Here is a 24,104-nt window from a genome sequence, read left to right on the forward strand (position 1 = left end):
CTTGACGTGAAGAGATAACCAGCGGTCAGGCTATCCGACCCCGGCCACCCCGAACCCCCGCCCCCCTGTGGGACGCCTCACCCCGTCCTCCGGGCGGGTCACCGCTGCCGTGCGGTGCAGCCCTTCTTCCCGGCGGCGAGCGTGGCGCACGCCCGGGCCGACGCCGGGCCGTCCACCGCGAGCATCTTGGTGTACGCCTCCTTGTCGGCGTCCACCGTGCCGCTGCCGCCCTGCCGGGTGCCCGTCGCGGTGTACGCGCCGATCGTCACCCGGTCGCCGGGCGCGGCCTGCTGGATGCGGGCCCAGGCGGCCCCGCAGGTCTGGCTGTAGCGGACCTGGACGAGCGCGGTGCCGATCTTCGCGGACGTCACCGTCTTGGCGAACGCGCCGCCGCACCCCATCGTCTCCGGGTCCTGGCCGGTGCAGCCCTCGTGGACGCACTTGACGCCCGCGGGCAGCGAGGGCGCGGCCGTGGTGGGCGTCGGCGAGGGCGCCGGGGCCGCCGTGCCGTCGCCGCCGCCGAGGTCGGTGAGGAGCACGGCCGCCGCGATGACCAGCAGCGCGCCGAGGACGCCCGCCACGAACATGACCAGTCGCCGCCGCCCGCCCGGTCCCCGGCCGCCGCGTCCGGGATCCTTGACCGCCGGTCCGCGACCGCGGCCCGCACCGGCCGGCTCGGGCTGCGGCATGCCGGGCACGCCCTGGTGGCCGGCCGGGCCGCCGGGCGTGCCGGGGGCGCCGGGCCGGGTCGCGGCCGGCAGGGGCTCGGCGGAGCGCTGCGGGGCGGGGCTCTGCGCGACGGGGCTCTGCGGGCCGCCGGGGACCGGGCCGAACTCGCCCAGGGCCGCGCGCGCCTGGGATATCCGGATCTGCTCCATCGTCATGTCGTGCCGCATCTCGGCCCGGCTCCAGGCTCGCTCCGCCAGCTCCCACATGGTGGTCAGATGAAGGGGGTTGGTCCCGGTCACCTCGGCGAGCGCGACGATCGCGCCCTTGGGCGCCAGCAGCCGCCCGCCCAGATAGCGTTCCCAGGAGGTCTTGCTGTAGCCGGTGCGGTCGGCGACCGCCGCCAGGCTGAGTCCGCTGCGGTCGACCAGTCTGCGCAACTGGCTCGCGAACTCCCGCACCTGCGGGTCGAGTTCGTCCGGCAGCGCCTTCCAGCGAGGCATGTGCTTCCCCCTTGTCCCCCCATACGTGCCTGATGTGCCCCCCGGGGGCCGCGCCGTCCCCGTCGCGCCGTTGGCCCCTGTTCCGCCCCCATCCTCCCATCGGCGGAGGGTGCCGTCACCAAGGCCCCCGGCGCCCGGGGGCGGCTGTTGCCCGGCGCGCACACAGTTGCGGAACGGTCACCTCCGCGCCACAGGCCAGGGCTTTCCCTTGTCGCCACATTGGCGCGTGCATGACTCTTGGACCACGGGGGACGGACGGCGCCCGTCCTTCCACGGGGGTGAGGACGGGCGCCGCTCCGTTTTCACGCACAGGAGTGCCGACCGGCTCGCGTACGGGAGTACGCACCGGCGCACGCGCCCGTTCAACGCGACCGCGCCGAAGCCCGGGACGCCCGTCGCGGGCCCCGGGCCGCGGGTCAGCGGACGGTGAAGTGGACCGCGTCCTCCAGGAACGGCACGTTCAGCCACGGCCGGGGCTGCGCCACCAGGGCGAGCAGCACGATCATCACGCCGAGCAGCCCGTACGTGGTGATGTCGGTGAAGCGGGAGCGGACCGCCAGCATTCCCACCGACGGCAGCGTCCAGCGCATCACCCCGCCCGCCAGCAGGGCGAGGCCGATGACGATCAGACCGACCCGGAACAGGTCCACCGAGACCAGCAGCAGCCCGAACCCGGTCGCCACCAGGACCGACAGCAGCGGCCACTGGCGCGCGGGCGCGGGCGAGGCCCCGGAGGCCGCCCGCCCGCCGCCCTCGGGCCGCGCGGTGTCACGGGTGATGGAGGGGAAGCGCCGGGACGCCTTGCGGGGGGCGGGGGCGGCCGGGCCCCCGCCCGCGGACGGCCCGGGGCCGCCCGCCGTGCCGGTGGCGGGCGGCCGGGCACCGTTCAGCGGCGGCCCGGTGCGGCTCTCCGCCCCGCTGCCGCCGTCCCCCGTACTCGTCTCGGCGTCCATGCCTGGTGTCCCTTCCGGTCAGCTCGCGGCGACGCCGCGCTCCGCCGCTTCAACGACATTGACCAGCAGCTGGGCGCGGGTCATCGGACCGACTCCACCCGGGTTGGGGGAGATCCAGCCGGCCACCTCGGTCACCCCGGGGTGCACATCGCCGAGGATCTTGCCGTTCTCGTCGCGGCTGACGCCGACGTCCAGGACGGCCGCGCCCGGCTTGACGTCCTCGGGCTTGATCAGGTGCGGCACCCCGGCCGCCGCCACGATGATGTCGGCGCGGCGCAGGTGCGCGGCCAGGTCGCGGGTGCCGGTGTGGCACTGCGTCACCGTCGCGTTCTCGGAGCGGCGGGTCAGCAGCAGCGGCATCGGACGGCCGATGGTGACACCGCGGCCGACCACCACGACCTCGGCGCCGTTGATCTCCACCCCGTGCTTGCGGAGCAGCTGGATGATCCCGTACGGCGTGCAGGGCAGCGGGCCGGGCTCGTTGAGCACCAGCCGGCCGAGGTTGGTCGGGTGCAGCCCGTCCGCGTCCTTGGCCGGGTCCATCAGGGAGAGGATGCGGTTCTCGTCGATGCCCTTGGGGAGCGGCAGCTGGACGATGTAACCGGTGCACTCCGGGTCCTCGTTGAGCTCCCGGACGACCGCCTCGATCTCCTCCTGCGTGGCGGTGGCGGGCAGTTCGCGCTGGATGGAGGCGATGCCGACCTGGGCGCAGTCGCGGTGCTTGCCCGCGACGTACTTCTGGCTGGCGGGGTCCTCGCCGACCAGGACGGTACCGAGACCGGGGTGGATCCCCTTTTCCTTCAGGGCCGCCACGCGGACGGCCAGATCGGACTTGATCGCTGCGGCGGTGGCCTTGCCATCGAGAATCTGGGCGGTCATGTTTCCCATTCTTCCAGGGCGACTCATGATCGCCCAAGTTGCACTTGCACAACACATCCAGCTCCGGCTGGACAAACTTATGTCTCGTTTAGAACGATGATCTGCGCAGTACCGCGGGCAGTGCCGGGGGGCGAACCGCTCACAACACCACCCTTACCTCCGCTCGGGCCGCGTCGTCCCCGCAACACATCGGAGGAATCCCGCCATGAGCTTCGGCGACCCCAACAACCCGTACGGCCAGGCTCCCCCGCCGCCCCAGGCGCCGCCCGGCTACGGCTACCCGGCCGCGCCGCCGGTCGCCCCGCAGCAGCAGCCCTACGGCTACCCGCAGCAGCCGGCCTACCCGGGCTACCCCGGCGGCATGATGATGCCGCCGCAGATGCCGGGCCTGATGCAGACCGCGCGGGTGTTCCTGTTCATCGTGGGAGCCGTCCAGGTGCTGGTCGGCATCCTGTTCCTGTTCATCGGCGCCGCCGCCAACGACGCGTCGAACAAGTCGGACGACACCTTCGGCGACACCCCGTTCGGTGACATCGGCCACGCCGCCGCCGGGATCCTGGTCGTCGTCGCGCTGGTCTTCCTCGGCCTGTCCGCGCTGTCGATCACGCTCGGCGTACGGCTCTCCCGCGGCCGTCAGGGCGTCCGCGTCACGACGATGGTCTACGGGATCCTGGGCGCCCTGGTCGGCGTCCTCGGCCTGGCCAGCGCGGCGAGCAACGGCAGCTCCGGAGCGCTGGTCTGGGCCCTGCTGTGGATCGCCTTCGGCGGCATCATGGCGGCGGCCATGATGACCCGGGACGGCAGCGCCTGGTTCAACCGCCCGCGCTATTGAGCCACTTGGCACCAGGGCCGCACTCCGCGTACGGGGTGCGGCCCTTCGCCTTTGCGACTCCGGGCAACAGGCGGCGCTCCGGGACGCCCCGGCACCTCGGCACCCCGGCGCCCCGGTGCCCCAGCGCCTCAGTGGAAGAAGTGGCGCGTCCCGGTGAAGTACATCGTGACGCCCGCCTTCTTCGCGGCCTCGACCACCAGCTCGTCCCGCACCGAACCGCCCGGCTGCACCACGGCCTTCACGCCCGCGGCCGTCAGGATCTCCAGCCCGTCCGGGAACGGGAAGAACGCGTCCGAGGCGGCGTAGGAGCCGCGCGCCCGCTCCTCCCCCGCCCGCTCCACCGCGAGCTTCGCGGAGTCGACCCGGTTGACCTGGCCCATGCCGACGCCCACCGAGGCGCCGTCCTTGGCGAGCAGGATCGCGTTGGACTTGACGGCCCGGCACGCCTTCCAGGCGAACAGGAGCTCCTTGAGCTCGTCCGCCGAGAGCGCCTCACCGGTCGCCAGCGTCCAGTTGGCCGGGTCGTCGCCCTCGGCCTGGAAGACGTCCGTCTGCTGGAGCACGGCGCCGCCGGAGACCGGCTTGAGGTCGCCGGGCTGGTGCGGGGTGCCGTCCACCTTGAGCACGCGGATGTTCTTCTTGCGGGCCAGCACCTCGACCGCGCCGTCCTCGTACGCCGGGGCCGCGATGACCTCGGTGAAGATCTCCGCGACCTGCTCGGCCATGGCGACCGTCACCGGGCGGTTGACCGCGATGACCCCGCCGAAGGCGGACAGCGGGTCGCACTCGTGGGCCTTGCGGTGGGCGGCGGCGAGGTCGGCGTCGACGGCGATGCCGCACGGGTTGGCGTGCTTGATGATCGCGACGCACGGCTCGTCGTGGTCGTAGGCGGCGCGGCGGGCGGCCTCGGTGTCCACGTAGTTGTTGAAGGACATCTCCTTGCCGTGCAGCTGCTCGGCGTTGGCGATGCCGCCCGGCCGGCCGTCCGTGTAGAGCGCGGCGGCCTGGTGCGGGTTCTCGCCGTAGCGCAGGGTCGACTTGCGCTCCCAGGTCCCGCCGAGGAAGCCGGGCAGCGCGGCGCCGTCCTCCGGCGCGTACACGTTGGTCATCCAGGAGGCCACGGCCACGTCGTACGCGGCGGTGTGCTGGAACGCCTCGGCGGCCAGGCGCTTGCGGGCCGCCAGCTCGAAGCCGCCGTCCCGGACGGCGGCGAGCACGTCCGCGTACCGCTCGGGGCTGGTGACGACCGCCACCGACGGGTGGTTCTTGGCGGCGGCGCGGACCATCGAGGGCCCGCCGATGTCGATCTGCTCCACGCACTCGTCGGCGGAGGCGCCCGAGGCGACGGTCTCCTTGAACGGGTACAGGTTCACCACGACCAGGTCGAACGGCTCCACGCCCAGCTCCGCCAGCTGCTCGCGGTGCGAGTCCAGGCGCAGGTCGGCGAGGATCCCGGCGTGCACCCGCGGGTGCAGCGTCTTGACCCGGCCGTCCAGGCACTCGGGGAAGCCGGTCAGCTCCTCGACCTTGGTGACGGGCACTCCGGCGGCCGCGATGCGCCCGGCCGTCGACCCGGTGGAGACGAGCTCGACGCCGGCCTCGTGCAGCCCGCGCGCCAGCTCCTCCAGCCCGCTCTTGTCGTAGACGCTGACCAGCGCGCGACGGATCTCCCGCTTGCTACTCACGGCAACAGAACCTTTCGTCCCTCAATGCGATAGCCGTCGCGGGCCAGCCGCCCCACGACGTCGACGAGCAGCCTTCGCTCGACTTCCTTGATGCGCTCGTGGAGCGCGTCCTCCGAGTCGTCCGCCCGGACCTCGACCACGCCCTGGGCGATGATCGGGCCGGTGTCGACGCCGTCGTCGACGAAGTGGACGGTGCAACCGGTGACCTTGGCGCCGTACGCGAGGGCGTCACGGACGCCGTGGGCGCCGGGAAAACTGGGCAGCAGGGCGGGGTGCGTATTGACGGTCCGCCCGCCGAACCTGGCGAGGAACCGCTTCCCCACGATCTTCATGAAACCCGCCGACACGACCAGGTCCGGCTCGTACGCGGCGGTCGCCCCGGCCAGCGCCCGGTCCCACTCGTCGCGGGTGTCGAAGTCCTTGACCCGGCAGACAAAGGTGGGCAAACCAGCCTTTTCGGCCCGCTCAAGTCCCACGATGCCGTCCCGGTCGGCGCCGACGGCGACGATCTCCGCGCCGTATCCGGCCGGGTCGGCCGCGATCGCGTCCAGCAGGGCTTGGAGGTTCGTACCGGAGCCGGACACCAGCACGACGAGGCGCGCCGGAGCGGCGGAGGAGGGCGGGGAGGCCACGGCTGGGCCCTTTCTCGCGGTGCGGGGTGAGCGGGTGGTGCGGGGCTTGGCATCGGCTCGGACACCGCCCGCGGCACACCTTTGTGCGGTCGTACGAACGAGTCGCTCCCCTCGATACGGGGAACCCTACGAATGCGTCGGCCGTCAGCAACGATACCGGCACTCCGAACCGCCCCCACGGGACGGGGGCAGGCCCGGCAGGTAGCGTCTGGGGAGGCGCGGTCCCAGGACCCGGTCCCAGGGCGGCGCGGATGGGGATTTCAATGTTGCCTATTTGATATCCGCTGATTGATGTTCGCTTTGGATGCTCAACGAATGAGACCCCCGTGGGCCGGGGTCCGAGGGGAAGACGTTCACCACATGCCGGACCGACGCGACCAGCCGTTCGCAGAGCGACAGTCCCCCGCGACGACGGACCCGAATCCGTCGGACGGGACCCAGGCGAGGGGTGCGGACGCCCCCGGCGGAGCCGGTGCGGAGCGCCCGCCCGCGAACGGGCAGGACACGGCCCGGCCGACTTCCGAGCCGACCGCGGGGCCGGGTTCCGGTCCGGGTTCCGGGTCGACAACGAGCCCGGGTCCGGGTTCGGGGCCGACCGCCGGTCCGGACGCGGGCCCGGCCTCGGGCCCGGGTTCCGCGAGCGGGGACTCCGACCGGGCGCCCGCCGACGACAACCCGTTCGCGCCGCCGCCGGAGGGGCGCCCGGACCAGCCGTGGCGCCCGCGCCGCCCGGCCGAGGGCTCCTCGCCGTGGGGCAGCCAGTGGAGCAGCCGTCAGCCCGGCCCCGGCCAGGGCGGCTTCGGCAACCGTCCCGAGGACCCCGAGCGCGGTAGCGGCCAGACCCCGCCGCCCGGGCCCGCCCTGCGCTGGGACCCGACGGACCCGGCCCAGCGCCGCGCGCGCTACTCCCTGCTCTCCGGCATGTGGGCGTTCTTCTTCGCCCTGTTCGACTGGACGGAGATCGCGCTGCTGCTCGGCGCGCTGGCCCTGTACTGGGCCGTCAGCGCCCTGCGCGCCAAGCCGAAGACGCCGGAGGACGCCCCGGCGCACCCCGCGGCGCAGCAGGCCGCGCCGCCCGCCAAGACCCAGATGACGGCGGCGGTGACCGGACTGGTGACGGCGATCCTGTCGCTGTCGATCGTGGCGGCGACGTACACGATGCAGATCGTGTACCGCGACTACTACACCTGCGTGGACGACGCCCTCACCAAGACGGGCTCCCTGGCCTGCAACGACCTGCTGCCGAAGCCGCTGGTATCGGTCTTCGGGGTGAAGGAGTAGGGAGCACCCCGCTCCCGCCCGGCGGCCCGGTCCCAGGACCGGGCCGCCGCGGCATGCCCGGCCCGGCTTCCGGGCCGGGCCGGGCTTACGTGTCGGGCCGGGCTTACGTGTCGGGCCGGGCTTACGTGTCGGGCCGGGCTTACGTGTCGGGCCGGGCTTACGTGTCGGGCCGGGACCCCGGGGTGGGCCCGGACTCGGCGCCGGGCCGCGCTTCCGGGTCAGGTCGGGCTCCCGGGTCGGGCCGGGTGAGGTGCTCCGGCGGTGCGACCGGCCCGGACGGCCCGGACGAAGCCGGGGCGGATACGGGGCCGGGCGCGGCGGGTGCGGGCGGCCAGGGGGGCGGGGGCGGCCCGGACGGCCCCGCCGGGCCCTGTGGCCCGGCCGCCGTGTCGGGGGCGGGCCGGTCCCGATGGGCGGGCGCCGCGTCCGGGGCGGACCAGTCCGGCCGGACGGGCGCCGCGCCCGGAGCGGGCCCGTCCCGATGGACGTCCGGAGCGAGCCGTTCCGGCTCGACGGGCGGCGGGCCCGGCCGTTCCTCCTTCGCCGTTTCCGGCGGAGCCGTGGGCAGGGGTGCGGGGAGGGTTCCCGGGAGGTCCGGCATCAGGCCGCCCGACGCCTGGCGCAGGGCCGCCCAGCGGACCTCCCGCGCCCCCGTGTCGTGCCACGCCCCCTCCGGCAGGAACTCGTACGGCTCGTACACCGCGTCCTCCCCCGCACCCGTCGCCGCGGGCTTCCGCCGCCACGACCGCCTCGTCCACCAGCGCCCCGCCGGTGCCGCCTCCGGCTCGGCCGTCTCAGCCGTCCCGGCCGTCTCCGGGGCCGCCGCGCCCGTACGGCGCCAGAACGCCCACCGGCCGCGGGGAGCCGTCCCGCGCCACGCCCACCAGCGCAGCACCAGCGCGCCCGGCACCCCGACCAGTACGACCCACACCAGTGCCGCCCCGCCCGTACGCCACCAGACCGGGCCCAGGGCCGCGAGGCGTCCGGTGCCGAGGGGGCCGCCGGAGAGGGCGGCGAGGACGGCCGTCGCCGTGCCGCACAACCCCGCCGCGCACACCACCGTCAGCGCCGTCTCCCGGCGCCCGCCGGACCCGTGCGCCGGTGCCCGCCACACCGTCCACCACGCCACCACCGCCCCGGCCAGCACCGGCAGCACCACCGCGGACCAGTTCGGCCAGCCGCCCCGCGCGTCCTGCGGGACCGCGCCGAGCAGCGGGAAGTAGGGCACGGCCGGGGTCCCCGCGACCCCGAGCGGCGTCGCCACCGCGCCGGTGCCGAGCGCGAACCCGGGCCCCAGCCCGTACGCCGCGCCCCACACCGCCGCGTTCGGCACCAGGGCCAGCGCCAGCAGCATCACCGCCAGCCGTCCCGACCAGTCCCCCGCCAGCCGCAGGAACGTGTCCTGGGCCGCGCCGATGTGCCACACCAGCGCCGCCCCGGCGAGCAGCGCCCCGCCCGCGACCAGCACCGCGACCCCGGCGGCGGCGGCCCGTACGGCCGTGTGCGTGCGGGGGTGGGCGAGCGCCGCGCGCACCGCCCCGGGCACCCATCCCGGCAGCGGGCCGTGCGGACGCCCGTACGCCGTCCAGAAGCCGGTGGCCACCGCCGCCACCGTCAGCACCGTCAGATGGCAGACGGCGCTGAGGGGCGCGGCGGGCAGCGGACCGGTCGAGGCGTAGACCGCAGCGGCCCCTCCCACCAGCAGATATCCCCCGGTCACGGCCGCGAGCGGACCCCACACGGGCCCTTCGTGCACCGGGACGCCGGGTTCCTCGCCCGGGGTCCCGTCCTCCTCGTACGCGAACTCCTCGTCGTACGCGAGCGCGTCCCGCGCCGCCCGGTGCGCCAGCAGCACCGGCAGGCCCATGAGCAGCAGCGGCACCACCCCCACCGGCGCGGGCACCCCGCTGAGCGTGTCGGGTCTGACCAGGCGCGCACCGTGGGCGAGCAGCCACAGACCGGCCGCCGAGCGCAGTGCGCCCCCGGGGCCGCTGTCGGGGTACGGCGAGCTGATCCACACCACCGTCACCAGCACGGCGAGCGTGCCGAGCCCCAGCCCGGCCGCCATCGCCCCGCGCAGGAAACAGGTGGCGAGCAGGGACGAACGGCCCCGGGCCGTCGGCAACGTCAGGCCGCGATCGGTCACTTGTGTCACGCCGCCATGCTGCCAACGACACGCGCTTTCTCTGCGTAACAGGAAAATGCCCGCCGTGTCGCCCAATATAAGTTTATGTACTTTTCCGCCCGGGGTATGGCTGCGGGCGATACGGCCGTCACGGCCTTCGCGGGGAGTCCTGGGAGCCCTTCATGACAGAGCGCAGCACGTCCGACGCCGGTGCCGCCATGTCACCACCGGCGCCACCGCACCCGCCACCCCCACCGGAAGCGGAGGGCGCGGAGGGTGCCGCGGTTGCGGCGGCCGACGCGCCCGAGCCGGAGTCCGGCTCCAAGGCGGAGTTCGAGGGCGGGAGCGATCCCGAGGGCGCGAGCGAGTCGGAGGACGCGAGCGAGTCCGAGCCCGCGCCCGGTTACGCCACCCCCATCGAGGCGTTCGAAGCGCTCTACGCGGCCTGCGCCACCCCGCTCGTCCAGCAGGCGTACCTGCTGACCGGGCGCCGACGGCTCTCGCGCGAGGCGGTCGAGCGCGCCTTCCACCTCGCCTGGCAGCACTGGCCCGAGGTGGCCACCGACGCGGACCCCGGCGGCTGGGTACGGGCCGCCGCGCACGACTACGCGCTCTCCCCCTGGCACCGCTTCCGCCGGGTGCACCGGCACCCCGACCACCCCCCGGCCGACCCGGGGCTGCGGGCGCTGCTGCTGGCCCTGCTCGACCTGCCGCCCTCGTACCGCCGCACGCTGCTGCTCTACGACGGGCTCGGCCTCGATCTGCCCGAGACCGCCGCCGAGACCCAGGCGAGCACCCCGGCCGCCGCCAGCCGTCTCGTCCACGCGCGCGAGGCGGTCGTCGCCCGGGTGCCGGAACTGGCCGCCGCGGCCACCCCCGAGGCCCTCTCCGAGCTGCTGCGCGCCCGGATCGGCGCGCTCGCCGCGGCCGAGCCGGGCAAGGCCGCCCGGCTGCCGGGGGCGGGGGGCGTGCGGTACCGGGGCGAGCGCCGCATCCAGGTCTGGACGCGCGCCGCCGTCGCGCTGACGGCCGCCGTGGCGGGCGCCACGGCGTTCACGGTCTCCACCGCGCCCACCCACTACATCCCGCCCGTCACACCTGGTCAGCGGGTGGAGGGCGTGCCGCTCAACAGCGGCCCGCAGCGGGTGACCGAAGAGCACATGGAACTGCACCGCAAGCTGCTCAACGAACCCGTCCACGGCCCGGAACGGCTGGTTCCGGAGTTCCGCTAGCGAGCCCGCCCCCGGCGGTCCGCCAGCGAGCCGCCCCGGCGCACGGCCGCGGGAACGCGCGTGGGCCCGCACCCCCGTCCAGGGGTGCGGGCCCGCGCGCTGGGCGAAACCGCCCGAACCGCCGACCGGAAGGTCAGCCCGCGAGGATCTCGCGCGCCAGCTTGGCCGTCTCGGTCGGCGTCTTGCCGACCTTGACGCCCGCGGCCTCCAGGGCCTCCTTCTTGGCCTGCGCCGTGCCGGAGGAGCCGGAGACGATGGCGCCGGCGTGGCCCATGGTCTTGCCCTCGGGCGCGGTGAAGCCCGCGACGTAGCCGACGACCGGCTTGGTCACGTTGGCCTTGATGAAGTCGGCCGCGCGCTCCTCGGCGTCGCCGCCGATCTCACCGATCATGACGATCAGGTCGGTCTCGGGGTCGGCCTCGAACGCGGCGAGCGCGTCGATGTGCGTGGTGCCGATGACCGGGTCGCCACCGATGCCGACGGCCGACGAGAAGCCGATGTCACGGAGCTCGTACATCATCTGGTACGTCAGCGTGCCGGACTTCGAGACCAAGCCGATACGGCCCGGCTTGGTGATGTCGCCCGGGATGATGCCGGCGTTGGACTGGCCCGGCGTGATCAGACCGGGGCAGTTCGGGCCGATGATGCGGGTCTTGTTGCCCTTCGAGCCCGCGTACGCCCAGAAGGCGGCGGAGTCGTGGACGGCGATGCCCTCGGTGATCACCACGGCGAGCGGGATCTCGGCGTCGATGGCCTCGACCACGGCGGCCTTGGCGAAGGCCGGCGGCACGAAGAGGACGGAGACGTTGGCGCCCGTCTTCTCCATCGCCTCGGCGACGGAGCCGAAGACCGGGACCTCGGTGCCGTCGAAGTCGACGGTCGTGCCGGCCTTGCGCGGGTTCACGCCACCGACGATGTTGGTGCCGTCGGCCAGCATGAGCTTGGTGTGCTTCATGCCCGTGGCACCGGTCATGCCCTGGACGATGACCTTGCTGTCCTTGTTGAGGAAGATAGCCATGGCTTTTCTTTCCCTCGTCCCTTACTTCGCAGCCGCGAGCTCGGCGGCCTTGTCGGCCGCGCCGTCCATGGTGTCCACGCGCTGGACCAGCGGGTGGTTGGCGTCCGACAGGATCTTGCGACCCAGCTCCGCGTTGTTGCCGTCGAGGCGCACGACCAGCGGCTTCTCGACCTTCTCACCCTTGGAGGCCAGCAGCTCCAGGGCCTGGACGATGCCGTTGGCGACCTCGTCGCAGGCGGTGATGCCACCGAAGACGTTGACGAAGACGGACTTGACGTCCGAGTCGCCCAGGATGATCTCCAGGCCGTTCGCCATGACCTCGGCGGAGGCGCCGCCGCCGATGTCGAGGAAGTTGGCCGGCTTCACGCCGCCGTGGTTCTCACCGGCGTACGCGACGACGTCCAGGGTGCTCATGACGAGACCCGCGCCGTTGCCGATGATGCCGACCTCGCCGTCGAGCTTCACGTAGTTGAGGTTCTTGGCCTTGGCGGCAGCCTCAAGGGGGTTGGCCGCGGCCTTGTCCTCCAGGGCCTCGTGCTCCGGCTGACGGAACTCGGCGTTCTCGTCCAGGGACACCTTGCCGTCGAGGGCCAGGATGCGGCCGTCCTTGGTCTTCACCAGCGGGTTGACCTCGACGAGGAGCGCGTCCTCGGCGACGAAGGTCTTCCACAGGGTGACCAGGGCCTCGGCGACGCCCTCGGCCACGTCGGCCGGGAACTTCGCCAGGGCCACGATCTCGCGGGCCTTCTCGATGTCGACGCCGTCGACGGCGTTGACCGGGACCTTCGCGAGGGCCTCGGGGGTCTTCTCCGCGACCTCCTCGATGTCCATGCCGCCCTGCACCGACGCCATGGCGAGGAAGGTGCGGTTGGTGCGGTCCAGGAGGTACGAGACGTAGTACTCCGCCTCGATCTCCGGCGACAGCTCGGCGATCATCACCTTGTGGACCGTGTGGCCCTTGATGTCCATGCCGAGGATGTCCGTCGCGCGGGCGACGGCCTCGTCCGCGTTCGCCGCCAGCTTCACGCCGCCGGCCTTGCCGCGGCCGCCGACCTTCACCTGCGCCTTGACGACGGACTTGCCGCCCAGCCGCTCGGTCGCCTCGCGGGCTGCCTCAGGCGTGTCGATCACTTCACCGGCCAGCACCGGTACACCGTGCTTGGCGAAGAGGTCCCTCGCCTGGTACTCGAACAGGTCCACGCGCGTCCGTCCCTTTTCAGTGGTCTCGCGGTTCGTTGTCTGCGTGGGCGTGCCGCGAAGGGCAACGTGACGGCGCTGTCACTGAGGGAGGCGTACACGGTGTCCGGGCACGCGGCATGTCCGTCTCGCAGGTTATCCCCGCAGGACCGAGCTCCCTAAATCGCAGATCACACCGGAGCGGTGATACCTGTCACAGATCACCTGCTCACAGCGTGTCAGGTATCGGCAGAGCCCGCTTCTCGATCGCCGCCGCCATGATCGCCGGGAAGAGGTCGGGCGTGCACGCGAAAGCGGGCGCACCCAGGGCGGACAGGGCCGCCGCGTGGTCGTGGTCATAGGCCGGGGCGCCTTCGTCCGAGAGGGCGAGCAGCGCCACGAACCGCACTCCCGACGCCTTCATCGCCGCGACCCGCTTCAGCATCTCGTCACGGATGCCTCCCTCGTAAAGATCACTGATCAGCACGACGACGGTTTCGGCAGGACGGGTGATGCGGGACTGGCAGTAGGCCAGCGCCCGGTTGATGTCGGTGCCGCCGCCGAGCTGGGTCCCGAACAGCACGTCCACCGGGTCGTCGAGCTGGTCGGTGAGGTCGACGACCGCCGTGTCGAAGACCACCAGCCGGGTGGAGATCGACCGCATGGAGGCGAGGACGGCGCCGAAGACCGCGGCGTGGACCACCGAGGCCGCCATCGAGCCGGACTGGTCGACGCAGAGGATCACGTCCTTCTTCACGGCCCGGTCGGCCCGTGCGTACCCCACCAGCCGGTCCGGGACGACCGTGCCGTGCTCCGGCAGGTAGTTCTTGAGGTTGGCGCGGATGGTGCGGTCCCAGTCGATGTCCCGGTGGCGCGGCCGTCCGGTCCGGGCCGACCGGTCGAGCGCGCCCGTCAGCGTCGCCCTCGTCCGGGCCGCCAGCCGCTTCTCCAGGTCCTCGGTGACCTTGCGGACGACCGTACGGGCCGTCTCCCTGGTGGTCTCCGGCATCGCCTTGGCGAGCGAGAGCAGGGTGCCGACCAGATGGACGTCCGGCTCGACGGCCGCCAGCATCTCCGGCTCCAGGAGCAGCGCGGCCAGCCCCAGCCGGTCGATCGCGTCGCGCTGCATCACCTGGACCACCGGGCCGGGGAAGTACGTACGGATGTCGCCGAGCCACCGGGCCACCCCCGGCGCGGACGCGCCGAGCCCGGCGCCCCGGTCCCCGGCCGCGCCCCGGCCGCCCGCCCCGCCCCCGTACAGCGCGGACAGGGCGCCGTCCATCGCCGCGTCCCGCCCGGCGAGCACCCGTCCCGTACCGTCCGCGCCGGACTCCCCGCCCAGCACCATCCGCCACCGCCGCAGCCGCTCGTCGGGGGTGGCGGTGGCAGTGGCAGTGGCAGTGGCAGTGGCGGATGGTGTCGGGGTCGGTGCGGACGCGGGGGCGGGGGCCGGTGTCGCGGCCGACGCGGACGTTGGGGCCGGGGCGGCCGGGGCGGCGGCCGGGAGGGCCGAGGCTGCGGCCGGTGTCGGTGTCGGTGTCGGTGTTGCTGTCGGTGTGGATCGTGTGGTCACTGGCCCGCCCCCATGAGGTCCGTGTTCCTGATGTCCCGGCCGGCGGCTGCCCTCCGGCCCCCGGTGTTGGCACCGTCCGCGCCCAGCAGCAGACGCAGCAGCGGCTCCACCGCGTCGGCGCGCTCCTCGTCGAACCCCGGGCCGAAGCCGGGGACAGCGGTGGCCGCCGGGGAGGGACCGGTGCCGCCCGGGCCGCGCCGGACCAGCTCGCCCAGCGTGCGGCGGACCCCCGGCTCGTACGCCGAGAACGTGCGCCGCAGCAGGGGCAGCACATCGGTGAACGCGTCAGCCGGGACACCGGTCAGCCAGGTGTCGACCAGGGCGAGCAGCCGCTCGTCGTGGACCAGCAGCATCCCGCCGCCCGACGCGCCCCCGACGAACCCCTCTATCCAGGCCGCCGCGTCGCCCGGCGGCGTCCCGGCCGACAGCGCGAGGCCCATGTGCCGCTCGGCCTCGCCGCCGGCGAGCCGCCCCTCGTCCAGCAGCAGCCGCACCGCCCGCCCCCGGATCTCGCCCGGGACCGAGTCCCGCCCGGCGACTCGGGCGAGCACGGCCGTCCAGCGGTCGCGCAGGCCCGGCCCTCCGGCGGGCGCGTCCGCGAGCAGGGCCATGGCCGCGTGCACGTCGTCGATCCGGCGGCGCATCTCGGTGGCGCCGTCCGCGTCCAGGCCCGTACAGGCGGGCGGCAGGCCGACGCAGACCCGCTCGGCGAGCCCGGCCGCGACCTCTCCCAGGGCCTCGGTCCCGGTGCCCCGCACGTCCCCGTAGCGCAGGGTGCGGGCCAGGGCGGGCAGGGCCTGGGCGAGATGGGCCACGTCGGTGTCGAGCGCGGCGCGGTCGGCGAGCGCGCGCATCACCACCGGGAGCGCGTCACCGAGTCCGGCCAGCAGGCACCGCTCGGCGAGCGAGGTGATCTCCCCCAGGACGGTCGCCGCCCCGGCCGCCGCCTCGGCGCGCGCGGTGGCGGCGGCCAGCACGGTCGTGCCCCACACCCCGGCCTCGGCGACCCGCACCGAGAGCTCCGGCTCCCAGCTCAGCCGCCAGCTCTCCCGGAAGGTTCCGGTGCTGCCCCGGCCCGCCGCCTGCTCGCCCCAGCCGACGCCCAGGAGGCACAGCCGGTGGAGCAGCCGGCTGCGCGCGGCGTCGGTCTCCTTGCGCAGGTCGAGGTCCAACTCCCGCTCCGCCGCCTCCGGTTTGAGCCGCAGGGTGCGCTGGGTGCGGGTGAGGTCGCGCTGCAGGGGTACGGCCGGGGCGCCGTCCGGGACCTCGCCGAGCACGTCCCCGACCACGAGCCGGTCGTGAACGAGGGCGAGCGGTACGTCCGAGCCCTCGCACATCACCGCCCGCACCGCGTCCGTGGTCTCGGTCAGGCCCGGCAGCGGGCGCCCGCGCAGGGCGGCCAGCGTCCCCGCGAGCCGTACCGCCTCGATCACATGGGCGGACGACACCGGCCGGTCCTCGGCGCGCAGCAGCCCGGCGACCTTGGTCATCCACCGTTCCACCGGCCGGTCCGGGGCGGCGAAGAGGTGGCCGTACCACCCGGGCGAGTCGACGCCCGCGCCGTAGCCGCTGCGGCGGGCGAGGCGGCGGTGGGTCCAGGGCACCCAGGTCAGCTCGGCCTTGACCTTGGGGAGGCCCTTGAGGAGTGCCTGGTCGGCGGCGGCCGTGGTCCGGGCGGCGAGCGCGGGCACGTGCCAGGCACCGCACACCACCGCGACCTCGTCCCCGAACGCCCGCCGCGCTGACCGCAGTTGCTTGCGCATGTACGCCTCGCGGACCAGGTCGCGCGCGTGGCCGCCGTCCCCGTACACCTCGCGCAACGCGGCCATGGCCTCGCCCAGGACCTCGAACGGGCCGTACGGGTCCGTGCGCGCGGCGCCGACGCGGTGCTCCACCACGTCCTCCCACCAGGACTCAGGGTCGTCGTACCCGGCGGCCCCGGCGAGCGCGCCGAGGGGGTCGAGGCGGAGGGAGCCGGCCTCGACCGCCGTCGCCTCCGGGCCGAAGCCGCGCCCGGGCCCCGGCCGGGATGCGGATCCGGTCCCCGGATCGGGCTCGGATCCCGTCCCCGGTCCGGATTCGGGGCCAGCCTCCGGCCCGGACTCGGCCCCGAGCCCAGTCCCCGGCCCAGGTTCGGCTCCGGCCCTCGGCCCGGACCCGGATCCAGCCCCCGGCCCAGGCTCGGTTCCAAGCCCCGCCCCCTGCCCGGACTCCGGGCCCTGCCCGCACTGATGGTCGGGGTTCAAGTCGGGGTTCAACTCGCGCCCCGACTCCCGTCCTTGCCCCTGCTCCTCATGGGTCCGCTCCCGCTCGTCCCGCGTGCGCTCCTCCGGCGCCGCGAGGGAGTGGGCCGCCGGGAGGTCGATGAAGCGGACCTCCGCGCCCGCCTCCAGGGCCCACCGCAGCGCCACCCACTCCGGCGAGAACTCCGCCATCGGCCAGAACGACGCCCGGCGCGGGTCGTCCACCACATGCGCGAGCAGGGCGACCGGCGGGCGCATCGCGGGGTCGGCGGCCAGCGCGAGCAGCGCGTCGGCCTCGGGCGGCCCCTCGATCAGCACCGCCCGGGGCCGCGCCGCCTCCAGCACCGCCCGCACGGCCCGCGCCGAGCCCGGGCCGTGGTGGCGCACCCCGAGCAGCCAGGGGCCGGGCGGCGGCGCGGCCGGGTCCGCCGAGACCGGGCCCACCGGGGCCGGGCCCGTCATGCCGACACCTCGCGGCAGGCCCGGTAGAAGTCCTTCCAGCCGTCCCGCTCACGCACGACCGTCTCCAGGTACTCCTGCCAGACCAGCCGGTCCGCCGCCGGGTCCCGGACGACCGCGCCCAGGATGCCCGCCGCCATGTCGCCCGCGCGCAGCACGCCGTCCCCGAAGTGCGCCGCGAGCGCCAGGCCGCCCGTCACCACGGAGATCGCCTCGGCCGTGGAGAGCGTCCCGGAGGGGGATTTGAGCTTGGTCCGGCCGTCGTCCGTCACTCCGTCGCGCAGTTCGCGGAAGACCGTCACCACGCGGCGGATCTCCGCCATGCCGTCGGGCACGGCGGGCAGGTCGAGCGAGCGGCCGAGCTGGTCGACGCGGCGCGCGACGATGTCGACCTCCTCCTCGGCGGTGGCCGGCAGCGGCAGCACCACCGTGTTGAAGCGGCGGCGCAGGGCGCTGGAGAGTTCGTTGACCCCCCGGTCCCGGTCGTTGGCCGTGGCGATCAGGTTGAAGCCGCGCACCGCCTGCGTCTCCTGTCCCAGCTCCGGGATCGGCAGGGTCTTCTCGGACAGGATCGTGATCAGCGTGTCCTGGACGTCGGCGGGGATCCGGGTGAGCTCCTCGACCCGGGCCGTCATCCCCTCGGCCATGGCCCGCATGACCGGGCTGGGCACCAGGGCGGCCCGGCTGGGGCCGTGCGCGAGCAGTTGCGCGTAGTTCCACCCGTACCGGATCGCCTCTTCCGGGGTGCCCGCCGTGCCCTGCACGAGCAGCGTGGAGTCGCCGCTGACGGCGGCGGCCAGATGCTCGGAGACCCATGTCTTGGCCGTGCCGGGGACGCCGAGCAGGAGCAGGGCCCGGTCGGTGGCGAGCGTGGTGACGGCCACCTCGACGATGCGGCGCGGGCCCACGTACTTCGGGGTGATCACCGTGCCGTCGGGCAGGGAGCCGCCGAGGAGGTACGTGGCGACCGCCCATGGCGAGAGCTGCCAGCGGGCGGGCCGGGGCCGGTCGTCGGCGGCGGCCAGCGCCGTCAGTTCGTGCGCGAACGCCTGCTCGGCGTGCGGGCGCAGGGCCTGGGCGGCGCCCGCCTCGACGCCCGCCCCGGTCGCTGCCCCGAGCCCCGCGAAACCGGTTTCGGACATGCTCATGGATCCCCCTCCAGATCAGTCGACCCGATGTGCTTCCACGGTGCACCACGCCACTGACAATCAACCTCGACGAGGGTGAAACCGCAGGTCGGAGCGATTGTCAGTGGGGGCGGCTACCTTCGGGAGCATGAATCAGCAGGGGGTGCGCTGGACTGCGGAACAGGTGCTGGCACTGGCTCCTGACGATGCGTCACGCAAAGCGGGGGGACGGCTCGCGGCGGCCGGGCCGTGGTCGCAGGGCGGCTGTGACAACTCAAGCGTGTGGGGGCTGTGCGAGGGCGGCGGGGGAAGTCCCTACCGGACGGTGGTCGACACGGGCGGGCTCGGCTTCCGGTGCAGTTGCCCGAGCCGCAAGTTCCCGTGCAAGCACGCGCTGGGGCTGCTGCTGCTCTGGGCCACGGACGAGCGGGCGGTGCCGCAGGGGGAGGCGCCCGAGTGGGCCGCGCCGTGGCTGGAGGAGCGGCGGGCGCGGGCCGGACGGAAGGAGGAGGGGGACGCCCCGGCGCAGACGCGGACCGCCGACCCGGAGGCGGCCCGGCGCCGGGCCGAACGGCGGGCCGAGCGGGTCACGGCCGGGGCGACCGAGCTGGAGCAGCGCCTGGCGGACCTGCTGCGCGGCGGCCTGGCGGCGGCCGAGCGGCCGGGGTACGGACTGTGGGAGGAGACGGCCGCGCGCATGGTCGACGCGCAGGCGCCCGGACTCGCGGGTCGGGTACGGGAGTTTGGGGCGATACCGGGCACGGGGCCCGGCTGGCCGGTGCGGCTCCTGGAGGAGTGCGCGCTGCTGCATCTGCTGGACCGCGCCTGGCTGGGCCGGGACGGGCTGCCGGAGCCGCTGGCAGCCACCGTCCGCGCGCGCGTCGGGCTGCCCGCCTCGCCGCAGGGCCCGCCGGTGCGTGACCTGTGGCGGGTCCTCGCCCAGTACGACACGGGCGACGCCAAACTGACGACGCGCCGGATATGGCTGTACGGGCAGGAGTCGGGCCGCTCGGCGCTGCTGCTCGACTTCGGCGCGGCGGGCCGGGCGCCCGAGCTCGGCCTCCCGGTGGGCATGGCCGTCGACGCCGAGCTCACGCCGTACCCGGGGGGCGGCCAGGCGCGCGCGGCCCTGGGCGAGCGGTTCGGGCCGCCGGTCGCGGCCGGGGCCCCGCCACCGGGCGGTTCGACGACGGCCGCGTTGGAGCGGTACGGACGGGCCCTGCGGGACGACCCGTGGCTGGACTCCTGTCCGGCCACCCTGGCGGGCGTCGTCCCGATACCGCCGCGGAACGAGGAGGACACCTGGCAACTGGCCGACACAGACGGGGACTTCGCGCTGCCCGTCGCTTCCGGCCCGGTGACCCGGGCGGGCCTGTGGAAGCTGGTCGCCCTCTCCGGAGGCGGCCCGACCACAGTCTTCGGCGAATGCGGCCACCGGGGTTTCACCCCACTCGCCGCCTGGCCGACGGACGAGGACGAGGACGGCGAGAAGGAGGGGGGCGGGGCGCGGACGGTGCGGCTGCTGTGAAAGGGGTGCGCCCATGGACGGGCGCGCCCGCAGACAGAGGGGACGGGGATACGGGGATGTTGGCGGAGGGCGTGACGCGGGACGCGGAGGGGTGCGGGGTCGGAACTGGGAGTGGGGCCGGGTCCGGAACCGTGGCCCGGGCCGGAACTGGAGTCGGGGCCGAGGCCGGATCCGTGGTCGGGGCCGGAGCTGTAACCGGAACCGTAGCCAGGGCCGGGTCCGGGTCCGGGGGGACGGTCGGTGGCGAGCGCGGTGCCGTGGACGACTCGGGCGCCAAGGGTGCCTCGGGCGCTGGGGGTGTTTCGGACACCGGGGGCGCCTCGGGCGCCGAGGGTGCTTCCGGGGGTTGGGGTTCGTGGGAGGGGCTCGTCAGTGCCGCCCTGCTGGGGACGGAGCGGCGGCCGGGGGCGGGTGGGCCCGGGGGGCTGCTCGACGAGGCCGCGCGGTGGACCGTGCGGCGCCGGGCCGGACTGGTGCCCGCGCCCGCGCCCGTACAGCCCGGGCGGGCGCCGGAGGACCGGCGGCCGTCGCTGCCGTCCGCCGCGCGGCGACGCCTGGCCCAGTTGCTGGCGGACCGGTCGGCGCCCGCGCACTCCGGGGGGCGGCGCGGGGCGGCGCCGGATCTGGCGGAGTTGCTGCCGCAGTGGCTGAGCACGGCGACCGAGCACGGGTTCCGGGCGCCGTCCGAGCTGTTGCCCGCGCTGCTGGACGCGGCCCGTGCGCGTACGGATCTGCGGCCCCAGGCGCTGGCGTTCGCCGGGCCGCGCGGGCTGTGGCTGGCCCGGCTCAACCCGGAGTGGCGCTTCGCGCTGCGCGGCGGCCCGGGCAGCGCCGTCCTCCCCGATGCCTCGGACGAGGAGGCGGTGCGGAGGCTGTGGGACGAGGGGTTGTTCGCCGAGCGGGTGGCGCTGCTCGCGGCGGTGCGCGCGCACGGGCCGGGCGCGGCGCGGGAGTTGCTCGCCTCGACCTGGACGGCCGAGCGGGCCGAGGACCGGCTGCTGTTCCTCGACTCACTGCGGGACGGCCTGTCGGACGACGACGAGCCGTTCCTGGAGCGGGCGCTGGCGGACCGCAGCCGCAACGTACGGGCCACCGCCGCCGAGCTGCTGTCCGCGCTGCCCGCGTCCGCGCTGGCCGGGCGGATGGCGGTCCGGGCGGCGTCCTGTGTCGCGCTCGACCGGTCGGGGGACGCGGAGGCGCGGATAGCGGTCGAGGCGCCGCACGAGTGCGATGCGGGGATGCAGCGGGACGGGGTGGCCCCCAAGCCTCCGACCGGCCGGGGCGAACGGTCGTGGTGGCTCGGCCAGTTAGTGGAGGCGGCACCGCTCGGGAGCTGGACGGCGCGGCTGGGGGGACGTTCGGCGCGGGAGATCGTGGCCATGCCGGTCGCCGACGAGTGGGGCGACGAGCTGCACGCGGCGTGGTGCCGGGCGGCGGTGCGGCAGCGGGACGCGGAGTGGTCGCGCGCGCTGCTCGGCACGCCGTCGGCGCCGCCGGGCGGCAACGCCGGGACCATATCGCTGGCCGAGCGGGCCAAGCTGCTGTCGACGCTGCGCGAGGAGGAACGGGCTGAGTGGGTCGCGGCGTTCATCCAGGCACACGGGCTGTCGGAGGCGTTCCAGTTGCTCGGGGTCTGCCTGGTGCCGTGGTCGGCGGGGCTCGGCCGGGCGGTGGTGGACGCACTGGAGATCGCCCGGGACGCGGGAAGCTACCCCTGGAGCTTCAGCGGGGTGATGGGCCTGGCGGAGCGCTGCCTGAACCCGGACGAGGCGCCCCGCCTGGAGGCCCTGACGGCGATACCCCCGGAGGACGAGGGAGCGTCACCGGGGTCGGGCAGCTACTGGGCGGAGGCGTTCCAACGCCTGGTCGGAACGCTCCGGCTGAGGGCGGCGATGCGGGCGGAGCTGGGGGGTTAGGCGCCGCCTCGCCCCCGGGGGAAGGTGCCGGGGCGGCGGCCCCGGGTCGAGGGGGAGTAGCCGTTACCCCCGGTCCGGGGGCGGGCCGGGGGCCTCGGGAGCGCGGCCCCGAGGACGGCACTCCCGGGAGTGGACGGCGGCTCCCGGAAGCTGGGGCCGGAAAGCTGGACTCCAGAGGTGGCGGCCCCGGGAGTTGGGACCCCGGACCAGCGAGTTGATCAGCGCCCCCGGAACCGGGGGCAGGCCGACGCCCCCATTCGCTGGGCTCCAGGGGCGGTGGCCCCGGGAGTTGGAGCCCGGGGCGGCGGGGCAGGCGGTGATGCCGGGACCTTGCGGGGCAGGGTGCTGGCCCCGAGGCCCCGGGGCCAGGCCGGCGCGCCTCTGACCGCCGGGGTCCGGGGGCCCATGGCCCCCGGTGGGAGCCTTGTCAGGCTCCCGTTGCCTCGCGGACGTTCTCGTTGACCCACTCCACGATCGACGTCGTCGTCGCACCCGGGGTGAAGATCTCCGCCACGCCGAGCGCCTTCAGCGGCGGGATGTCGGCCTCCGGGATGATGCCGCCGCCGAAGACCTTGATGTCCTCCGCGTCACGTTCCTTCAGGAGCTCCAGGACCTTGGCGAACAGCGTGTTGTGGGCGCCCGAGAGGATCGAGAGGCCGATCGCGTCGGCGTCCTCCTGGATGGCGGTGTCGACGATCTGCTCGGGCGTCTGGTGCAGCCCGGTGTAGATGACCTCCATACCGGCGTCGCGCAGCGCCCGCGCGATGACCTTGGCGCCCCGGTCGTGCCCGTCGAGCCCCGGCTTGGCCACCACCACGCGGATCGGACCGGTCACACCCATCACTGCCTCCACACGACCACACGAGGTGAACAAACTGAAGTGAACGAACGTTATCTACAGCATCGCGCAAGCCGCCGTTTCGCGGTGGACAGCGAGGGGGAAATCACACGGTGGGACATGTTCGTTTTGCGCCGCCGTTCCGGATTGTCCGCCGCCAGTCGGCCGGACCGGCCGGCTCGGCTGCCAGGGGAGTCGCTCCGAAGGCGCCGGTTCACCGTGCCGCGAGCCGCACAGCGGTCCCGGCCGCACCGCGCGCGGGTCCGGCCCGAGGGGCACCCCAGATGAGGGCACACGGGGGACGGGGTCGTCTTCCGGCGTGCCGTTCGGGAGGTCTCGTCCGTGCCGTTCCTTCAGCTCCTTCCGCCGTGCCTGCGCCGCGCCTGGGTCTCCGCCGCGCTGCTGCGCGCCACCGCGCTGGAGCTCGCCGTCCTCGCCGGCCATCTCGTCCTCTATCCGTCCGGCGTGGCCCCCGAACACCCGGCACCCGAACATCCGACGCCCGAGGGCCCGGACGTCTCCTCCGGCGACACGCCGCAGCTGCCGACGGGCGCCCCGGCCCGGCGGCCCGTGGTGCTGCTGCACGGCTTCATCGACAACCGCTCGGTCTTCGTCCTGCTGCGCCGCTCGCTCTCCCGGCACGGCTGGCGCCACCTCGAATCGCTCAACTACTCGCCGCTCACCTGCGACATCCGGGCCGCCGCCGAACTTCTCGGGCGCCATGTCGAGAAGATCAGTGCCCGTACCGGCCAGCCGCGGGTGGACATCGTCGGGCACAGCCTGGGCGGCCTGATCGCCCGTTACTACGTACAGCGCCTCGGCGGCGACGCGCGGGTGCACACGCTGGTCACGCTGGGCACCCCGCATGCGGGTACGCGCTCGGCGCACCTCGTCAGCGCGCATCCGATCGTCCGCCAGATGTGCCCCGGTTCGGCGGTGGTGGAGGAGTTGCGGAGCCCCGCGCCCGGGTGCCGGACGCGTTTCGTGAGTTTCTGGAGCGACCTCGACACGCTGATGGTCCCGGTGGAGACGGCCCGGATCGACCACCCCGATCTGCATGTACAGAACGTCCGGGTGTCGGGCATCGGGCATCTGGCGCTGCCGGTGCATCCGGCCGTGGCGGCGGGCATACGGGAGGCGTTGGCGGCCCGGGAGGAGACGGCCGAGGGCCCGACGGCGTTCTCGGTGGCGTGAGCAGGCTCGGGGTGACCTGGGCACGACCCACCCGGCAGCCCCGGCCACATCCCGCCCGGGGACTCCGTCCCGGCGCCGCCCGGCGAGGGCCCGCGCCGTCCGGCGACGGCCCCACCCATCCGGATGCACCGTTTCGTCGAACATCCATCGAACGCCAGGCCAAGCCTCGTCCCCGGTCCGCCGAAAGACGCTGATTGCCCGTTTCCTCATCCAATAAAACCTGCCGAAGATTGTCGCTGTCGCG

The 24,104-nt window shown here is 74.6% G+C and carries 18 protein-coding genes; 6 read left to right on the forward strand and 12 right to left on the reverse strand.

Annotated features, from left to right (window positions below):
* Window positions 1–98: 98 nt before the first annotated feature.
* The 3 genes from AB5J87_RS13970 to AB5J87_RS13980 form a co-directional block, all read right to left on the reverse strand.
* Complete coding sequence (locus tag AB5J87_RS13970; RefSeq protein WP_369376894.1) at window positions 99–1,169, reverse strand: DUF2690 domain-containing protein; 1,071 nt, start codon at window positions 1,167–1,169, stop codon at window positions 99–101.
* A gap of 416 nt (window positions 1,170–1,585) precedes the next feature.
* On the reverse strand, window positions 1,586–2,122 hold the full coding sequence (locus AB5J87_RS13975; protein ID WP_369376896.1) for a DUF3017 domain-containing protein: 537 nt from the start codon (window positions 2,120–2,122) through the stop codon (window positions 1,586–1,588).
* Between the two features lie 18 nt (window positions 2,123–2,140).
* Window positions 2,141–3,001 carry a bifunctional methylenetetrahydrofolate dehydrogenase/methenyltetrahydrofolate cyclohydrolase gene (locus tag AB5J87_RS13980; RefSeq protein WP_369376897.1) on the reverse strand — a complete coding sequence of 287 codons (861 nt, stop codon included), beginning with the start codon at window positions 2,999–3,001 and terminating at the stop codon, window positions 2,141–2,143.
* 205 nt (window positions 3,002–3,206) lie between these two features.
* Between AB5J87_RS13980 and AB5J87_RS13985 the strand changes: the two genes are divergently transcribed.
* Window positions 3,207–3,833 (forward strand): hypothetical protein, encoded by a 627-nt coding sequence (locus AB5J87_RS13985; protein WP_369376898.1) that lies wholly within the window; start codon window positions 3,207–3,209, stop codon window positions 3,831–3,833.
* A gap of 128 nt (window positions 3,834–3,961) precedes the next feature.
* On the opposite strand, the gene purH is transcribed toward AB5J87_RS13985, so the two are convergent.
* A complete protein-coding gene (gene purH / locus AB5J87_RS13990) occupies window positions 3,962–5,518 on the reverse strand; it encodes a bifunctional phosphoribosylaminoimidazolecarboxamide formyltransferase/IMP cyclohydrolase (RefSeq protein WP_369376899.1) in 1,557 nt (518 codons plus the stop codon).
* Complete coding sequence (gene purN, locus AB5J87_RS13995) at window positions 5,515–6,150, reverse strand: phosphoribosylglycinamide formyltransferase (protein ID WP_369376901.1); 636 nt, start codon at window positions 6,148–6,150, stop codon at window positions 5,515–5,517. The genes purH and purN overlap by 4 nt, the downstream gene beginning before the upstream one ends.
* A 360-nt stretch (window positions 6,151–6,510) precedes the next feature.
* Between purN and AB5J87_RS14000 the strand changes: the two genes are divergently transcribed.
* Window positions 6,511–7,431, forward strand: a complete 921-nt coding sequence (locus tag AB5J87_RS14000) for a hypothetical protein (protein WP_369376902.1) — start codon at window positions 6,511–6,513, stop codon at window positions 7,429–7,431.
* A gap of 157 nt (window positions 7,432–7,588) precedes the next feature.
* On the opposite strand, the gene AB5J87_RS14005 is transcribed toward AB5J87_RS14000, so the two are convergent.
* On the reverse strand, window positions 7,589–9,586 hold the full coding sequence (locus AB5J87_RS14005) for a DUF6350 family protein (protein ID WP_369376903.1): 1,998 nt from the start codon (window positions 9,584–9,586) through the stop codon (window positions 7,589–7,591).
* Between the two features lie 152 nt (window positions 9,587–9,738).
* On the opposite strand from AB5J87_RS14005, the gene AB5J87_RS14010 reads away from it, so the two are divergent.
* A complete protein-coding gene (locus AB5J87_RS14010) occupies window positions 9,739–10,788 on the forward strand; it encodes a sigma factor-like helix-turn-helix DNA-binding protein (RefSeq protein ID WP_369376905.1) in 1,050 nt (349 codons plus the stop codon).
* Window positions 10,789–10,921: 133 nt separating this feature from the next.
* Here the strand turns inward: AB5J87_RS14010 and sucD are convergent, their stop codons facing one another.
* The 5 genes from sucD to AB5J87_RS14035 form a co-directional block, all read right to left on the reverse strand.
* Complete coding sequence (gene sucD, locus AB5J87_RS14015) at window positions 10,922–11,806, reverse strand: succinate--CoA ligase subunit alpha (protein ID WP_369376906.1); 885 nt, start codon at window positions 11,804–11,806, stop codon at window positions 10,922–10,924.
* Between the two features lie 21 nt (window positions 11,807–11,827).
* The gene (sucC, locus tag AB5J87_RS14020) at window positions 11,828–13,006 is read right to left on the reverse strand and encodes an ADP-forming succinate--CoA ligase subunit beta (protein ID WP_369376907.1); all 1,179 of its coding nucleotides are present in this window, start codon (window positions 13,004–13,006) and stop codon (window positions 11,828–11,830) included.
* 205 nt (window positions 13,007–13,211) lie between these two features.
* Window positions 13,212–14,330, reverse strand: a complete 1,119-nt coding sequence (locus AB5J87_RS14025) for a VWA domain-containing protein (RefSeq protein WP_369376909.1) — start codon at window positions 14,328–14,330, stop codon at window positions 13,212–13,214.
* Window positions 14,331–14,551: 221 nt separating this feature from the next.
* Entirely contained in the window at window positions 14,552–17,260 is a 2,709-nt protein-coding gene (locus AB5J87_RS14030) for a DUF5682 family protein (protein WP_369376910.1), read from the reverse strand.
* Window positions 17,257–18,399: an AAA family ATPase gene (locus tag AB5J87_RS14035; protein ID WP_369383522.1), complete on the reverse strand. Its 1,143-nt coding sequence runs from the start codon at window positions 18,397–18,399 to the stop codon at window positions 17,257–17,259. The genes AB5J87_RS14030 and AB5J87_RS14035 overlap by 4 nt, the downstream gene beginning before the upstream one ends.
* Before the next feature lie 133 nt (window positions 18,400–18,532).
* Between AB5J87_RS14035 and AB5J87_RS14040 the strand changes: the two genes are divergently transcribed.
* Window positions 18,533–19,912, forward strand: a complete 1,380-nt coding sequence (locus tag AB5J87_RS14040) for an SWIM zinc finger family protein (protein ID WP_369376912.1) — start codon at window positions 18,533–18,535, stop codon at window positions 19,910–19,912.
* A gap of 380 nt (window positions 19,913–20,292) precedes the next feature.
* Window positions 20,293–21,828 (forward strand): DUF5691 domain-containing protein, encoded by a 1,536-nt coding sequence (locus AB5J87_RS14045; protein ID WP_369383523.1) that lies wholly within the window; start codon window positions 20,293–20,295, stop codon window positions 21,826–21,828.
* 427 nt (window positions 21,829–22,255) lie between these two features.
* Here AB5J87_RS14045 and AB5J87_RS14050 read toward each other — a convergent pair whose 3' ends face one another.
* The gene (locus tag AB5J87_RS14050; RefSeq protein WP_369376913.1) at window positions 22,256–22,669 is read right to left on the reverse strand and encodes a cobalamin B12-binding domain-containing protein; all 414 of its coding nucleotides are present in this window, start codon (window positions 22,667–22,669) and stop codon (window positions 22,256–22,258) included.
* Between the two features lie 339 nt (window positions 22,670–23,008).
* On the opposite strand from AB5J87_RS14050, the gene AB5J87_RS14055 reads away from it, so the two are divergent.
* A complete protein-coding gene (locus AB5J87_RS14055) occupies window positions 23,009–23,860 on the forward strand; it encodes an esterase/lipase family protein (RefSeq protein ID WP_369376915.1) in 852 nt (283 codons plus the stop codon).
* Window positions 23,861–24,104: the final 244 nt, after the last annotated feature.

This window comes from Streptomyces sp. cg36, assembly GCF_041080675.1.
In the GTDB taxonomy this organism is placed as follows: domain Bacteria; phylum Actinomycetota; class Actinomycetes; order Streptomycetales; family Streptomycetaceae; genus Streptomyces.